Origin of the sequence: Streptomyces sp. NPDC126510 (assembly GCF_040302345.1) — a bacterium.
Taxonomy (GTDB): domain Bacteria; phylum Actinomycetota; class Actinomycetes; order Streptomycetales; family Streptomycetaceae; genus Streptomyces.
The window spans coordinates 253,317-268,514 of the sequence record NZ_JBEORR010000002.1 but is presented as its reverse complement, the minus strand read 5'-3'; the positions used below and the strand labels follow the sequence as shown (position 1 = coordinate 268,514).

At 71.1% G+C, this 15,198-nt stretch carries 13 protein-coding genes; 3 read left to right on the top strand and 10 right to left on the bottom strand.

Annotated elements, in window-relative coordinates; all coding sequences use genetic code 11:
- Nucleotides 1-12: 12 nt before the first annotated feature.
- The gene (locus ABTX60_RS03135) at nt 13-1,668 is read right to left on the bottom strand and encodes a glycoside hydrolase family 13 protein (RefSeq protein ID WP_352095346.1); all 1,656 of its coding nucleotides are present in this window, start codon (nt 1,666-1,668) and stop codon (nt 13-15) included.
- Nucleotides 1,669-1,822: 154 nt separating this feature from the next.
- On the bottom strand, nt 1,823-3,094 hold the full coding sequence (locus tag ABTX60_RS03130; RefSeq protein ID WP_352095345.1) for an ABC transporter substrate-binding protein: 1,272 nt from the start codon (nt 3,092-3,094) through the stop codon (nt 1,823-1,825).
- A gap of 122 nt (nt 3,095-3,216) precedes the next feature.
- On the opposite strand from ABTX60_RS03130, the gene ABTX60_RS03125 reads away from it, so the two are divergent.
- Genes ABTX60_RS03125 through ABTX60_RS03115 form a run of 3 tightly spaced genes read left to right on the top strand, consistent with a single transcriptional unit; the run spans nt 3,217 to nt 6,809 of the window.
- The gene (locus tag ABTX60_RS03125; RefSeq protein WP_352095344.1) at nt 3,217-3,732 is read left to right on the top strand and encodes a PadR family transcriptional regulator; all 516 of its coding nucleotides are present in this window, start codon (nt 3,217-3,219) and stop codon (nt 3,730-3,732) included.
- Entirely contained in the window at nt 3,729-4,487 is a 759-nt protein-coding gene (locus ABTX60_RS03120) for an ABC transporter ATP-binding protein (protein ID WP_352095343.1), read from the top strand. The genes ABTX60_RS03125 and ABTX60_RS03120 overlap by 4 nt, the downstream gene beginning before the upstream one ends.
- Before the next feature lie 39 nt (nt 4,488-4,526).
- Entirely contained in the window at nt 4,527-6,809 is a 2,283-nt protein-coding gene (locus ABTX60_RS03115; RefSeq protein ID WP_352095342.1) for an ABC transporter permease, read from the top strand.
- A gap of 24 nt (nt 6,810-6,833) precedes the next feature.
- Here the strand turns inward: ABTX60_RS03115 and ABTX60_RS03110 are convergent, their stop codons facing one another.
- The 8 genes from ABTX60_RS03110 to gap form a co-directional block, all read right to left on the bottom strand.
- Nucleotides 6,834-7,760 (bottom strand): hypothetical protein, encoded by a 927-nt coding sequence (locus ABTX60_RS03110; protein WP_352095341.1) that lies wholly within the window; start codon nt 7,758-7,760, stop codon nt 6,834-6,836.
- Nucleotides 7,761-7,881: 121 nt separating this feature from the next.
- Nucleotides 7,882-9,534, bottom strand: a complete 1,653-nt coding sequence (pgi, locus tag ABTX60_RS03105) for a glucose-6-phosphate isomerase (RefSeq protein WP_352095340.1) — start codon at nt 9,532-9,534, stop codon at nt 7,882-7,884.
- Between the two features lie 69 nt (nt 9,535-9,603).
- Complete coding sequence (locus tag ABTX60_RS03100; protein WP_352095339.1) at nt 9,604-10,872, bottom strand: MFS transporter; 1,269 nt, start codon at nt 10,870-10,872, stop codon at nt 9,604-9,606.
- Between the two features lie 207 nt (nt 10,873-11,079).
- Nucleotides 11,080-11,415: an RNA polymerase-binding protein RbpA gene (locus ABTX60_RS03095; RefSeq protein ID WP_003957010.1), complete on the bottom strand. Its 336-nt coding sequence runs from the start codon at nt 11,413-11,415 to the stop codon at nt 11,080-11,082.
- A gap of 207 nt (nt 11,416-11,622) precedes the next feature.
- Nucleotides 11,623-11,859: a preprotein translocase subunit SecG gene (secG, locus tag ABTX60_RS03090; RefSeq protein ID WP_094052663.1), complete on the bottom strand. Its 237-nt coding sequence runs from the start codon at nt 11,857-11,859 to the stop codon at nt 11,623-11,625.
- A 95-nt stretch (nt 11,860-11,954) separates the two neighbouring features.
- Nucleotides 11,955-12,731, bottom strand: a complete 777-nt coding sequence (gene tpiA / locus ABTX60_RS03085; protein ID WP_033310745.1) for a triose-phosphate isomerase — start codon at nt 12,729-12,731, stop codon at nt 11,955-11,957.
- 6 nt (nt 12,732-12,737) lie between these two features.
- A complete protein-coding gene (locus ABTX60_RS03080; protein ID WP_352095338.1) occupies nt 12,738-13,949 on the bottom strand; it encodes a phosphoglycerate kinase in 1,212 nt (403 codons plus the stop codon).
- Between the two features lie 143 nt (nt 13,950-14,092).
- Entirely contained in the window at nt 14,093-15,100 is a 1,008-nt protein-coding gene (gene gap / locus ABTX60_RS03075) for a type I glyceraldehyde-3-phosphate dehydrogenase (RefSeq protein ID WP_344456782.1), read from the bottom strand.
- Between the last annotated feature and the right edge of the window lie 98 nt (nt 15,101-15,198).

The window sequence follows — 15,198 nt, the reverse complement described above, 5'->3', positions numbered from 1 at the left end:
CTTGTGGGGCGTTCAGGAACGGATCCACCAGGCGGCCGTCGAGCCGGAGAGCACTCCGGACGGGCAGGGGCCGCTGGCGAGCAGAGGGGTGCCGGGGACCGGCGCCGGGGTGGGGGCGGTGCCGAAGTTGACGGCGCACACCAGGTCGCCGCGTTCGAAGGCCAGGACGCCGGGCGGGGCGTCCAGCCAGCGCAGCGTGCCCTCGCCCAACTGGGGCAGGGCGGCGCGCAGTTGCAGGCCGTCGCGGTACAGGTGCCAGAAGGAGCGGGTGTCGGCGAGGGCCCGGTCGGTGGCGTACTCGGCGAAGTACTCCGGCTGCGGCAGCCAGGGCTTGGCGCTCTCCACACCGGGCGTGAAGCCGAACGGTGAGGCCTGGCCCGACCAGGGCAGGGGCACGCGGCAGCCGTCACGGATGCGGGCGCGACTGCCGGTGCGGCGGAAGATCGGGTCGGTGAGCACGTCGTCGGGCAGGTCGACGACCTCCGGCAGGCCGAGCTCCTCGCCCTGGTAGATGTAGGCGGCCCCGGGCAGGGCCAGCATGAGCAGCGCTGCGGCGCGGGCGCGGGCGGCGCCGAGGCCGCTGCCCTCGGTGGCGGGTTCGCCGTAGCGGGTGACGGTGCGGACCTGGTCGTGGTTGTTGAGGACCCAGGTGACGGTCGAACCGGTCCCGGCGATGTCCTGCATGGCCTCCGAGATGACCTTCCGGAAGGCGTCGGCGTCCCATGAGGCGCTGAGCAGGTCGAAGAAGAAGGCCTGATGCAGCTCGTCGGAGCGGACGTACTGGGCGTGCTCGCGGGCGGTGGGAACGGACACCTCGCCGACGAGGAGGCGTTCGCAGTCGTCGCGCTCGGTGTACTCCTCGCATATGGAGCGCCAGCGGCGCCACACCTCGTGCACCTCGGGCTGGTTCCAGGCGAGCGGGTTGACCGAGTCGCGGGTGCGGGCGTCGGCCTCCGGGTCGTCGGAGTCGGGCAGCTCGGGGTGCTTGTAGAGGCCGGCGGCGACGTCGATGCGGAAGCCGTCGACACCCCGGTCGAGCCAGAAACGCAGCACCCGGTCGAACTCGGCGGCGACCTGCGGGTCGCGCCAGTTCCAGTCGGGCTGCTCGGGCGTGAACATGTGCAGGTACCACTGGCCGGGCGTCCCGTCCGGCTCGGTCACCCGGCTCCAGGCCGGGCCGCCGAACATGGCGTGCCAGTTGTTGGGCGGCTCGGCGCCGTCGGGGCCGCGGCCGTCGGCGAAGTGGAAACGGGCCCGGGCCGGGCTGCCGGCGGGGGCGGCGAGCGCCTCGCGGAACCAGGGGTGCTCGCTGGAGCAGTGGTTCGGGACGATGTCGAGCAGCACCTTGACGCCCAGCCGCCGCGCGGCCCCCACCAGCCGGTCGAACTCGTCGAGGTCGCCGAAGAGCGGGTCGACGTCGCAGTAGTCGGCCACGTCGTAGCCGTGGTCGTGCTGCGGCGAGGGATAGAAGGGGCTCAGCCAGATCCCGTCGACGCCGAGCTTCTTGAGGTACGGCAGTCCGGCCCGGACGCCGGCGAGGTCGCCGATGCCGTCGCCGGTGCTGTCGAGGAAGCTGCGGACGTACACCTGATAGATCACTGCGTCACGCCACCAGTGGTGCCTGTTCAACCCATCGACCTGTCTCTGAGGAGGGCAGCGGTTATGCATGCATGTTAAGTAGGCGTGTCGAGAGGGTGTCAATGAAAAGGCAGCAGGTATCGAATGGCCGAGGTGCCCAAATACGGGCATACCAGGGCGAGAATCAGCGAGATGAGATGCCCGCGTTACCTAACAAGTAAGTAGGGCGGGTTCGCAGAAAGCGCTAGCCGCGCGAGATGACGGCGAGCTCGCGCGCCAGCCGTCGCACCGCCGCGGCGGGCGTCTGGTGTCCCGCCATCGCGTCGTGCACGACGGCCTGCACCACCAGGCTCACCTGGCCGTAACGAGGGCTCTTGGGGCGCGGCTCGGCCGCGAGCACGCTCGTCCGCAGGGTCGGCAGGTAGGGGAACCTGCGGACGAGCGCGGGATCCCGGTAGAGATCCGCGCGCACGGGCGGCAGCGCGCCGCGCGTGAGGACCTGCCGCTGGACGCCTTCACTGGTGAGGTACGCGATCAGGCGCGCCGCCGAGTCGGGGTGGCGCGCCTGCGCGCTGACGGCGAGATTGGAGCCGCCCAGGACGCTGGTCCCCGGCCCGCCGGGTCCGGGCAGGGGTACGGCACCGACCTTCCCGGCGACCTTCGAACCGGGGGAGGAGGCACCGACGTAGGCATACGGCCAGTTCCGCAGGAAGAGCAGCCGGCCGTCCTGGAAGGCCTGCTTGGACTCCTCCTCCTTGTACGTCAGCGCTTCCTTCGGGATCCAGCCCTCGCGCACCCCGCGCGCCAGGAACCCGATGCCCTCGCGGGCCGCCGCCGAGTCGACGGTGACCCGCTCGCCCTCGTCTCCGAGGATCGAGCCCCCCGCCGAGTAGACGGCCTCGGCCGCGTTCACGGTGAGGCCCTCGTAGGGCAGGAACTGACCGGCGTAGCCGTCGAGGCCGTACTCCGGGGCGATGGTCTTCGCGTACCGCTCCAGCTCCGCCCAGGTGCGTGGCGGCGGGACGCCCTCCTTCGCGAGGACGTCCTTGCGGTAGAGGAGGAGGCCGGCGTTGGTGACGTACGGGACGGCGTAGAGCTGCCCGTCGTAGGTCGCCGTGTCCACGACCGGCTGGAGGAAGGTCTTCAGGGGGAAGCGGTCCCGGGGCAATGGCCTGATCCAGCCCGCCGCGGCGAACTCGGGGGTCCAGTTGACGTCGATGTTGAGCACGTCGAACCGGCTGCGGTCACCGTCGCGCAGGTCGGTGATCATCTGGGCCTGGGTCTCGTCGGCCGAGTCCGGCAGCTCGACGAGGGTCACCTTCTCGCCGGGGTGGGTACGGTTCCAGCCCTCCAGCAGAGGGCCGAGATAGCCGGTGAGATCCCCCGCGGTGGCCAGGGTGAGCGGCCCGCGGCCGCCCCCTGAGGGTTCGCCCGCCTGTGCTCCGGCGGCGACGTAGCCGGTCAGGACCACGACGAGAACGAGGAGGCCCCTACCCGCGGCATGGATCCACCGCATAGGTTCCTCCCTGTACACCGGCGCTGGGCACCCTTGCCCGGAATCAGAGGCCATGTATACCTGTTAGGTATGGGCGATACTAGGGCCTGGAGCACATTGGACCGGACAGGAGGACTGCACGCGTGCGCCTGCACCTCCTGGCACTCCTCGCCCGCGGACCCGCCCACGGCTACGAGCTCAAGCAGGACCTTGAGCAACTGCTGGGCTCCGCGTACCCTCAGCCGAATGTCGGCCAGATCTATGTGACCCTCGGCCGCCTCGAGAAGTCGGGACTGATCGAGGGCGAGGACGTGGCGCAGTCCAGCCGGCCCAATAAAAAGGTCTACCACCTCACCGACGCCGGGCGGGAGGCGCTGCGCGCCTGGTTCGAGGAGCCCGAGGACGAGCCACGGGTGCGGGACGACTTCTTCATGAAGCTGGCGCTCGCTCCGCAGACCGGCCTCGCCGAGCAGATCACCCTGATCAACCAGCAGCGGCGCCAATACCTGAACACCATGCGGCAGCTGTCGAAGCTGGCCGCCGCCGAAGACCGCGACAACCGCATCGCCCAGCTGCTGATCGAGGGCGCGATGCTGCACCTGCAGGCCGACCTCGACTGGCTGGAGCGGTGCCAGGAAGAGCTGGAGGAGCTGGAGTGAGCGACGACCGTCCCGCTCCTGTGCTGCGCGCCGAGGGGCTGGTGAAGACCCACCACGGTGAGGGCGCCCCGGCCCACGCCGTGCGCGGGGTCGACCTGTGCGTACGGCAGGGCGAGTTCGTGGCGATCACCGGCCCGTCCGGTGCAGGCAAGTCGACGCTGCTGCATCTGCTCGGCGGACTCCAGCGGCCGGACGCGGGCCGCATCTGGCTCGACGGCGAGTCCACCGACACCTACGGCGAGGCCCGCTGGGCGGTGGAGCGCAGGAAGCGCATCGGCATCGTCTTCCAGTTCTTCAACCTCGTCTCGAACCTGTCCGTCGCCGACAACGTGGAGCTGCCCGCCCTGCTCGCCGGGACCCCGCCGAAGCAGGCGCGCACCGAGCGCGAGGCGTTGCTGGCCGAGCTGGGCCTGACGGGCAAGGAGCGCAGCATGCCGGGCGAGCTGTCCGGCGGTGAGCAGCAGCGCGTCGCCCTGGCCCGGGCCCTGGTGAACCACCCGCCGCTACTGCTGGCCGACGAGCCCGCGGGCAGCCTCGACAGCAAGGGCACCCGCGAGGTGATGCGGCTGCTGTCCCGCTTCCACCAGCGCGGCCAAACGATCGTGCTGGTCACTCATGACGCCCGGCTGGCGAGCGCCGCGGACCGGGTCATCAGCTTCTTCGACGGCAGGATCGCCGACGACGCGGCACTCGACGGCGGCACCACCCCGCCGCGCCGCTCCGGTATATCGGGTGTGCTGGAGCTGAAGGACTGACATGCGGGTGCACGACGATCCCCGGAAGGGCTGACCCGTATGCGAGCCACCCTGCGCTGGGCCCACTCCGATCTGCGCACGCACCGCGGCGAGGCGCTGTTCCTCGTCCTCGCCACCGCGGGCATCGTCGCCTCCCTGCTGCTGGCCACGGCCCTGTTCGGCTACGCGACCAACCCCTGGCAGCGCGTCTTCACGCAGTCGCACGGCGCGCATGTGTGGCTGCACACCGACACGGCGGCCGACACCGGGAAGCTGGCCGGTCTGGACGGCGTGGAATCCGTCGTCGGCCCCTATCCCAGCGCCGCCACCACCGTCTCCACGCGCGGCAGCCGTGCCGCCGTCGAACTGCGGGGTATGCCGGAACGGTCCTCCGACGGCCGCCCGCCGCTGGTCTCCGGGCACTGGCTGGACCCGTCGCATCCCAGCGGCGTGGTCCTGGAGAGCCGCCTCGCCCGTGCCCTGCTGGCCGGGCCCGGCGACACCCTCGACGTGCCCGGCACCGCCCGCGAGCTGACCGTCGTGGGCCTCGCCGACAGCGCCGAACCGCGCTACCGGCCCGGTGAGCAGCCGGGCCTGGTGTGGGCACTGCCGTCGGCCGTGCCGGACCCCGGCGGCCAGGTGATCGGGCTGCGGCTGACGGACCCGGGTGACACCTCCTACATCGTCCAGCGCGCCGTGACGGTACTGGGGTCCGGGACGATCGGGGAGGTCTCCACCTGGCAGCAGGCGCGGGCCGAGGCGCAGGGCGACAACAGGCTGCTCGGTCAGGTGCTGGGCCTGTTCGGGCTGGGTGCGCTGGTCGCGGCCGGACTCGCCGTGCACGGGGCGATCGGCACCCGCATCCGCGGGCACCTGCGCGACCTCTCCGTCCTGAAGGCCATCGGCTTCACCCCCGGCCAGGTGGTCCGCATCTTCCTGCTCCAGCACCTCGCCTACGCCCTGCTGGGTGCCCTGGCCGCCGCCGCGCTGGCCGAGGCCCTGGGCAGCCGGATCCCCGGGCGGCTCGGGGACGCGGTCGGCGTGTGGCAGGGGCTGCCCGGCCACACGGCGGCGCTGCTCGTGGTGCCGGTGGGCGCGGTGCTGTTCATCGGCGCGACCACCGGGCTGGCCGCCTGGCGGGCCGGGCGCGTGCCGCCGGTACCGGTGCCGAGATCCGCCGCGACCCCGGGCGGACGGCTGTCCGGCGTGGCACGCCGGGCCCTCGGCGTGCGGGTTCCGCCCGCGCTGGTGCTGGGGTGGCACAGGGCGTTCACGCGCCGCCCCCGGTCCCTGGCCACCGTCGCCCGGCTCACGCTTCCCCTGCTGCTGATCGTCGTGGCGGTGAGCGCCTGGACCACCCTCGACCGCTTCCACAGCGAGCCCGAACGGATCGGCCTGCCCACCACGCTCAGCGTCCGCGCCGACGCCGGGATGGGCGAACAGCAGGCCCGCTCCCTCCTGGAGAGCGACCCGCAGGTGGCCGCCGCCTACCCGGGCGTCGAGACGGCCGCCCTGGGCCCGAGCCAGACCGCGACCATCGCCCTGCGCGGCCTCGGCACCCGGCAGGATCCCTACCCCTACACCCTCGCCGAGGGCCGTCCGGCCCGCGGCACCGACGAGGCCGTGGCCGGACAGGGGCTGCTCGACCTGCTGGACGTGCGCGTGGGCGACTGGGTCCGGATGACCGTCGGCGACCAGCCGCAGATCCTGCACATCGTGGGCCGCAGCATCGAGCCGGAGAACGCCGGCCGGGTCATCTCCACGTCCCTCGACACCCTCCGCGAGAACAACCCGGGGCTCCGCCCGACCCTCTACGAGCTGCGCCTGGACCCCGGCGCCGACCCGCGGGAGGTCGCCGACCGGCTCGCCGCAGCGGGGCGCGGCCACCTGGACGTGCACCCGGTGGCCAATCCGGCCGACGGCTTGTCCCCGCTGCGCGCGGTCGTCGCCTGGCTGATCGCCGTGCTCGCCCTCATCGGGCTCATCGAACTGCTCACCGCGATCGGCGGCACCGTCCGGGAGAGTGAACGGGATCTGCTGGCCCTGAAGGCCATCGGTCTGTCGCCCCGGCAGATCACGGCGATCACGGTCATGGCCACCGGTCTCACGGCCCTGGCGGCCGTCCTCGCCGCCATCGCCCTCGGCCTGCCCCTCGCCCGGTGGCTGATCGACGTCCAGGGCCGGTCCAGCGGCATCGGCTCCGGGATCGCCCAGGGGCCCTCGGCGATCCTGATGGTGCTGCTCGGGGCGGCGGCGGTGCTCTGCGCCGCCGCGCTGGCCGCCCTCCCCGCGGCCCGGGCTGCCCGGCGGCGCCTCGCGGACACGCTGAGCGCGGTGGCCTGACGCCGGTACCGCCCCCGCGGGGGGTCAGCCCCGGTACGGGTGCTGTGGGTGGTACGGGGGCTGGGGGTGCGGGGCGTACGGGGCCTGGGGGTGCGGGGCGTACGGGTGCTGCCCGTTCGGCGCGTAGGGGTGCCCGTACGGGTTCCCCTGCGGCGGCACGTGGGGCGAGCCCGCCGGGGGCATCGGCGGGACCGGCCCGGGCACGGGAGGGTGTGTCGCCGGATGGGTGTTCAGCCGGATTCCGTACCTCCGCTTGAGCCGCCGCATCTCCAGCAGCGCGATGGCGGTGACCGTCAGCGGCGCGCCCAGGATGAAGACGATGCCCAGGGTGAGGCTGAGCCCGTGCAGATCACCGGTCACGAGGTCCGGGACGGCCACCAGCCAGCTGGTCACCATGGCGAGCAGCGGCGGCAGGCAGCGGTGGACCGCGGCCGTACCGAAGAAGTTGCCCGAGACCCGCACGGCTCCGGAGGCCGTGAAGGCGAGCAGCCACAGCATCGTCATGCCGAACCCGATGATCGCGGCGATGCTCGCGGACGCGTTCACCGTCCGCACCAGCAGCAGCACGGCGGCCACACAGCCGACGAACAGCACGAGCAGCGCGAGGGACCTGAGCAGCGGCGTCCGCAACTGCCGTACGGTGCCGCCGCGCCGCCAAACCCACAGCATCGCCCCGACGGTGAGCGGGGTGAGGAAGAGCAGGACGACCGAGGCCGTCATCGCGTTCTCCAGCAGCTCCGTGAGGTCGAAGCCGCCCTCGACGAAGGTGTAGACACCGAGCGAGGCGACCGCCCCGGCGATGACACGGAACCTCTTCAGACGCTCCACGGACGGGTCGAGCGGCTGCGGGATCCAGGCGGGGTGGAACACCGCCCGGGCCACGTCCTGGGGTTTCAGGACGGACCCCGCCGTCAGGGTGCCGCCGGTCCAACTGCCGCGTGTGCGTGCCACTTCGCGCTCCCCCGAGCACTCGCCGTGATGATCGTCCGGGAGTCTACGGGAGGCGGGCGGCGCGCCGCCGCTCGACTTCCCGTCCGGCGCGCTGCCGCCCGCCTCCCCCTCCCGGCCATCCTCACCGCCGGCCGCGCAGCTCCCGGTACGTGGCGACCAGCGCCTGTGTGGAGGCGTCCAGGCCCTCGACGTCGGCGTCCCCGGTCAGCGCGGGCTCGACGCGCTTGGCGAGGACCTTGCCCAGCTCCACGCCCCACTGGTCGAAGGAGTCGATGTTCCAGACGGCGCCCTGCACGAACACCTTGTGCTCGTAGAGGGCGACCAACTGGCCGAGCACGGACGGCGTCAGCTCGGGCGCGAGGATCGTGGTCGTCGGGTGGTCGCCCCGGAACGTCTTGTGCGGCACCAGTTCCTCCGGCACTCCCTCGGCCCGCACCTCCTCGGGGGTCTTGCCGAAGGCGAGCGCCTGCGTCTGGGCGAAGAAGTTGGCCATCAGCAGGTCGTGCTGTGCCTTCAGCTGCTCGCTCAGCTCGGCTACCGGCCGGGCGAAGCCGATGAAGTCCGCGGGGATCAGCTTCGTGCCCTGGTGGATGAGCTGGTAGTAGGCGTGCTGCCCGTTGGTGCCGGGTGTGCCCCAGACGACCGGGCCCGTCTGCCACTCGACCTTGCGCCCGTCGCGGCCGACGTACTTGCCGTTGGACTCCATGTCGAGCTGCTGGAGGTAGGCGGTGAATCTGGACAGGTAGTGGCTGTAGGGCAGCACCGCGTGCGACTGGGCGTCGTGGAAGTTGCCGTACCAGATGCCCAGCAGGCCCAGCAGCAGCGGCACGTTGGACTCGGCGGGCGCCGTCCGGAAGTGCTCGTCGACGATGCGGAACCCGTCGAGCATCTCCCGGAAGCGGTCCGGGCCGATGGCGATCATGAGGGCCAGGCCGATCGCCGAGTCGTAGGAGTAGCGGCCGCCGACCCAGTCCCAGAACTCGAACATGTTGGCCGTGTCGATGCCGAACTCGGCGACCTTCTCGGCGTTCGTCGACAGTGCCACGAAGTGCTTGGCGACGGCGGCGTCGTCAGCGAGCGCGTCCAGCAGCCAGGAGCGCGCGGACGTGGCGTTGGTGACCGTCTCGATGGTGGTGAAGGTCTTGGAGGCGATGACGAACAGGGTCTCCGCCGGGTCCAGGTCCCGGACCGCCTCGTGCAGGTCGGCGCCGTCCACGTTGGACACGAAACGCACCGTCAGGGAGCGGTCGGTGAAGGCGCGCAGCACCTCGTACGCCATGGCGGGGCCGAGGTCGGAGCCGCCGATGCCGATGTTGACGACGTTGCGGATCCGCTTGCCGGTGTGGCCGGTCCACTCGCCCGACCGCACCCGTTCGGCGAAGTCCGCCATCTTGTCGAGCACCGCGTGCACAGCGGGCACCACGTTCTCACCGTCGACCTCGATCACGGCGTCCCGCGGGGCGCGCAGCGCGGTGTGCAGCACGGCCCGGTCCTCGGTGGTGTTGATCTTCTCGCCGCGGAACATGGCGTCGCGCAGCCCGAACACGTCGGTGGCGACGGCCAGTTCGCGCAGCAGTCGCAGGGTGTCGTCGGTGACGAGGTGCTTGGAGTAGTCGACGTACAGGTCGCCGACCCGGAGGGTGTACCCGGTGCCGCGGCCGGCGTCGGCGGCGAACAGCTCGCGCAACCGGACGTCGCCGAGCTCCTCACGGTGCTTGGCCAGTGCCGTCCACTCAGGCATCTGGTTGAGTCTGGTACGGCCGTCTGCGTTCATCTCGGACTTCAGCCTTCTTTCCTGTCCTGCCTGCGTACCTTGCCCCGCTGCCGGTCCCAACCTAGTTGATCAGCGTGTGACGTCGGCTGGCGTGGCGCCGTCCTCCGGCTCGACAACAGATACGTTCACCGTGCGCACGGGTATCAGCGCGATGACGGCGAGGACGAAGAAGGCGGCCGTGAGCAGGGGCGGGGTGCTGGGCCCCCAGGCGGCGGCGACGGCTCCGCCCAGCAGGGCGCCGACGGGGACTCCGGCGAAGGCCAGGGTCCGGAAGGCCGAGCTGACCCGGCCCAGGAGCCCGGCGGGGCTGCGCTCCTGCATGAGCGTCGTCGTGTTGACGTTCCACACCATGCCCAGGAGCCCGAACAGGGCCAGCGCGCCCACCAGTACGGCCAGGCTGCGCACGGTGCCCATGACGACGAGGAGCGCGGTCTGCACCGAGCCGGCGAGCAGCACCGACCGCAGCCGGCCGAGCCGCGCCACCAGCCGGCTGTTCACCACTCCCCCGGCCAGACTGCCCAGGGTGAAGGCGGTGCCCGCCGCCGCGTATCCCGCGGGGCCCGCCCGGAGCCAGTCGGTGACGAGGACTACCAGCATGGCGAGCTGGGTGCCCATGCCGATGTTGCACAGGGCCGTGGCGGTGCACAGGGCGCGCAGCGCGCGATCGCGCCACAGGGTGCGCAGACCCTCGGCGATCTCCCGCCGCAGTGTGCTGCCGGCGGGTCTCGGCTCGCGGTCGGGCTCGGCCGCCGGCAGGGAGGCGATCAGTGCGGCGGCCACGAGGAAGGTCACGGCGTCGGCCGCGAACGGTACGGCCGTCCCGGCTGCCAGCAGCAGGGGCACGACGGGGCCGCCGAGCAGTCCGCCGGCGATGCGCTGACCGGTCATCAGCCGGGCGTTGGCGCCGCCGAGCGCGCCTCGGTCGACCAGGGTGGGCAGCAGCGCCGTGGCGGCGTTGTCGAAGAGGGTCTGCAGGGTGGTGAGCGCGACGGCCAGCGCGATGAGCAGGCCGATCGAGGCGTGGCCGAGTGCGACGGCGACCGCGAAGGCGGCGACCAGCAGCCCGCGTAACGCGTCGACCATCCACATGGCCCGCCGCTGGTCCACGCGGTCGGCGACGGCCCCGCCGAGCAGGCCGAAGACGATCCAGGGCAGATAGCCGCACGCCGTGACGGACGCGATGAGCAGCGGATCGTCGGTCAGGGTGACGGCCAGCAGGGGCAGTGCGGCCGTGCGCAGCGCGTCGCCGAAGCTGGACAGCACAGCGGCACCCCACAACCGCCCGAAGCCACCTCGCCACGCGGGCGCGCGCACGCTCCCCACCTCGACCGTCGCCACCGCTCCCCCTCATGGTTCGTCCGATGCACAAACCGTAGAGGGCGCCACTGACAATCGGCCGGCGGTGGCGGCGAGGAGGCGGTGTCTGCCGGGTATCTGCTGGTGCCGAGGCAGGGTCGGCCGGGCACCGAGCTGTGCCGGGGCAGTAGGGGCCCCGCCGAGGCAGTTCCGGCCGGGCACCCGCTGGTGCCCGGCCGGTCTCGACTTCTAGATCTCGCCCCGCAGTTTGGCGAGCGCCTCGGCGAGGATCGCCTCGCCGTCCGCGTCGCTGCGCCGCTCCCGCACATACGCCAGGTGGGTCTTGTAGGGCTCGGTACGCGGCGGGTCCGGCGGGTTGTCCCGGTCCTGGCCCGCCGGGAAGCCGCAGCGGGGACAGTCCCAGGTGTCCGGCACCTGCGCGTCGCTGGCGAAGCTCGGCTGGGTCTCGTGTCCGTTGGAGCACCAGAAGGAGATGCGCAGCCGCGGCGCGGACTCGCCGCGCTCGGCCTCGCCCATCGGCCCCGCCCCGACCCGGCTTCCCCGGATCGCGTTGCCACTTGCCACGGTCGTAACTCCCTGCGTGATGGTGCCGCGAAGCGAGTCGGCGTTCCGCTTCGCCGCGAGCGCCTCAGTCTACGTAAGGCCCAACGCGCGTCCAGTGATTGGAGTTACAACCCTCACACCTAGACGCAAGCCCCATGATAGGCCGCGCTCAGCTGCGCGTACCGAACATGGGGCCCTACGTACGAGTCCGTGCGGATTGCGGCTCGGTCAGTTGTTCACCTTCATCAGGATGCCGAGCACGACGATGCACGCGAACCACAGCAGACCGATCACGACGGTGATCCGGTCGAGGTTGCGCTCGGCGACCGAGGAGCCGCCGACGGAGGACTGCATGCCGCCACCGAACATGTCGGAGAGGCCGCCGCCCTTCCCCTTGTGCATCAGCACCAGCAGCATCAGCAGCAGGCTGAAGACGATCAGGGCGATCGAGAACCCCAAAACCACGGCTGGACCAACTTCCTCGGATTCGGATGGACGACGCGGGGCCCAGCACGGTGCTGGACCCCGCAAGGGTACGACGGATCGCCGCTACCGCATACTCACTGGTCGCGGAAGCGCACGATCTTGACGAACTCGTCGGCGTCCAGCGAGGCGCCGCCGACCAGGGCGCCGTCGATGTCGGCCTGGGCCATGATCTCCGCGACGTTGCCGGCCTTGACCGAGCCGCCGTACTGGATGCGGACCTTGTCGGCCAGGTCCTGCGAGTACAGCTCGGCGATCTTGCCGCGGATCGCCGCGCAGACCTCCTGGGCGTCCTCGGCGCCGCAGACCTTGCCGGTACCGATGGCCCACACGGGCTCGTAGGCGATCACGACGGTCTCGGCCTGCTCGGCGGGGAGGTCCTTCAGACCGCCCTCGACCTGGGCGAGGGTGTGGGAGACGTGGTTGCCCGCCTCGCGGACCTCCAGCTCCTCGCCGACGCACAGGATCGGGGTCAGGCCGTGCTTGTACGCGGCCTTGACCTTGGCGTTCACCAGCTCGTCGGTCTCGGCGTGGTACTGGCGGCGCTCGCTGTGGCCGATGGCCACGTACGTGCACTTCAGCTTGGCCAGCATGGGTCCGGAGATCTCGCCGGTGAAGGCACCGCTGTCGTGCGCCGAGATGTCCTGGGCACCGTACTTGATCTTGAGCTTGTCGCCGTCGACCAGGGTCTGCACGGAGCGCAGGTCGGTGAAGGGCGGCAGGACGGCGACCTCGACGGCCTCGTAGTCCTTGTCGGCCAGGGCGAAGGCGAGCTTCTGGACGTGTGCGATGGCCTCGAGGTGGTTGAGGTTCATCTTCCAGTTGCCCGCCATCAGCGGCGTGCGCGTGCTCATATGGGGTCAGTCCTCCAGTGCGGCGAGGCCGGGGAGCGTCTTGCCCTCGAGGTATTCGAGGGAGGCGCCACCACCGGTCGAGATGTGGCCGAATGCGTTCTCGTCGAAGCCCAGGATGCGGACCGCGGCGGCGGAGTCGCCACCGCCGACCACCGTGAAGGCCTTCGAGTCGAGGAGAGCCTGGGCGACGGCCTTGGTGCCCTCGGCGAAATCGGGGTGCTCGAAGACGCCCATGGGGCCGTTCCAGAAGACGGTGGCGGCGTCGGCGATCTTCGAGGCGTAGAGCTTGCGGGACTCGGGGCCGATGTCCAGGCCCATCTGACCGGCCGGCATGGCGTCCGCGGCGACCGTGCTGGGCTTGGCCGGGGCCTTGGTCTTGAGGTCCGGGAACTCCGGCGCGACCACGACGTCCACGGGCAGGACCAGCTCGACGCCGCTCTTCTCGGCGCGCTCGATGTACTCCTGGACGACCGGGAGCTGGTCCTCCTGGACCAGGGACGAGCCGATCTCGTGGCCCTTGGCCTTGAGGAAGGTGAAGACCATGCCACCGCCGATGAGCAGGCGGTCGGCCTTGCCGAGCAGCTGGTCGATGACGGCGAGCTTGTCGGACACCTTGGCGCCGCCCAGGACGACGGCATAGGGCCGCTTGACGTCGTCGGTGAGCTTCTTCAGGACGCCGACCTCGGTGGCGATGAGGTAACCGGCGTAGTGCGGCAGGCGGGCCGGAAGGTCGAAGACCGAGGCGTGCTTACGGTGCACCGCGCCGAAGCCGTCACCGACGTAGAGGTCCGCGAGGGCGGCGAGCTGGTCGGCGAAGGCGCCGCGCTCGGCGTCGTCCTTGCTCGTCTCACCGGCGTTGAAGCGCAGGTTCTCGACGAGGGCGACCTGGCCGTCGGCGAGGCCGGCGACGGTGGCCCGGGCGGACTCGCCGACCGTGTCGGTCGCGAAGGCCACGTCCGACCCGAGGAGCTCACCGAGGCGCGCGGCGGCCGGGGCGAGGGAGAAGGCGGGGTCCGGGGTGCCCTTGGGGCGGCCCAGGTGGGAGGCGACGACGACCCGGGCGCCCGCGTCGGCGAGGGCCTTGACCGTGGGCAGCACGGCGCGGATACGGCCGTCGTCGGTGATGCGCGTGCCGTCCAGCGGCACGTTCAGGTCGGCGCGGACGAAGACCCGCTTGCCCGCCACTCCCTCGGAGAGGAGTTCGTCGATCGTCTTCATGAAGGGGACTCCTGAAAGAGCTCGTGATCGCTCGTAAGCGCTCGTGATCGAACAGCTCTGATCTGTACGTGAGTCAGGGCTCGGGCAGCGCTACCGCGCGCTGCCCGAGCCCTGCTCTCACACCGTGGTGCCTGACTATTCGATCAGAGCTGGTTACCGACGAAGACCGTGAGGTCGACGAGACGGTTGGAGTAGCCCCACTCGTTGTCGTACCAGCCGATGACCTTCACGCTCTTGCCCTCCTGGACCATGGTCAGGGAGGAGTCGAAGGTGCAGGACGCCGGAGCGTTCACGATGTCGGAGGAGACGATCGGGTCCTCGGTGTACTCGAGGATGCCCTTGAGCTCACCCTCCGCGGCCTTCTGGAAGGCGGCGTTGACCTCTTCCTTGGTGACCTCGCGCCCGAGCTCCAGGACCAGGTCGGTGACCGAGCCGGTCGGGACCGGGACGCGCATCGCGATGCCGTCCAGCTTGCCCTTGAGCTGCGGCAGGACCAGCGCGGTGGCCTTGGCGGCACCCGTGGTGGTCGGGATGATGTTCTCGGCGGCGGCACGCGCGCGACGCAGGTCCTTGTGCGGGAAGTCCAGGATGCGCTGGTCGTTGGTGTACGCGTGCACCGTCGTCATCAGGCCCTTGACGATGCCGAAGTTCTCGTCGAGGACCTTCGCCATCGGCGCCACACAGTTGGTGGTGCAGGAGGCGTTGGAGATGACGTGGTGGTTCGCCGGGTCGTACTTGTCCTGGTTGACGCCCATCACGATGGTGACGTCCTCGTCCTTGGCCGGAGCCGAGATGAGGACCTTCTTCGCGCCACCGGCGATGTGCTTCTCGGCGTCGGCCTTCTTGGTGAAGATGCCGGTCGACTCGATGACGATGTCGACGCCCAGCTCGCCCCACGGGATGTCGGCGGGGTTGCGCTCGGCCAGGACCTTGATGGTCTTGCCGTCGACCGTGATCGTGTCGGCGGTGTGGGTGACCTCCTGCTTGAGGCGGCCCAGGATCGTGTCGTACTTCAGCAGGTGAGCGGTGGTCGCGGTGTCACCCAGGTCGTTGACAGCCACGATCTCGATGTCTGCACCCTGCTCCAGGAGCGCGCGGAAGTAGTTACGCCCGATGCGGCCGAAGCCGTTGATGCCTACGCGGATCGTCACGAACCGATCTCCTCGTTGGTACGCCGGCCATGAAGTGCCGGCGAGCTCTGTTTGGGATGTCCCCGACCGCCTACGACCCTACCTCCCTGGAGGGCCGG

Coding starts and splice junctions, on each gene's coding strand:
- ABTX60_RS03130 (WP_352095345.1), bottom strand. CDS start 3,094: ATGCGGTGGATCCATGCCGCGGGTAGGGGCCTCCTCGTTCTCGTCGTG.
- ABTX60_RS03080 (WP_352095338.1), bottom strand. CDS start 13,949: ATGAAGACGATCGACGAACTCCTCTCCGAGGGAGTGGCGGGCAAGCGG.
- pgi (WP_352095340.1), bottom strand. CDS start 9,534: ATGAACGCAGACGGCCGTACCAGACTCAACCAGATGCCTGAGTGGACG.
- tpiA (WP_033310745.1), bottom strand. CDS start 12,731: ATGAGCACGCGCACGCCGCTGATGGCGGGCAACTGGAAGATGAACCTC.
- ABTX60_RS03135 (WP_352095346.1), bottom strand. CDS start 1,668: ATGCATAACCGCTGCCCTCCTCAGAGACAGGTCGATGGGTTGAACAGG.
- ABTX60_RS03115 (WP_352095342.1), top strand. CDS start 4,527: ATGCGAGCCACCCTGCGCTGGGCCCACTCCGATCTGCGCACGCACCGC.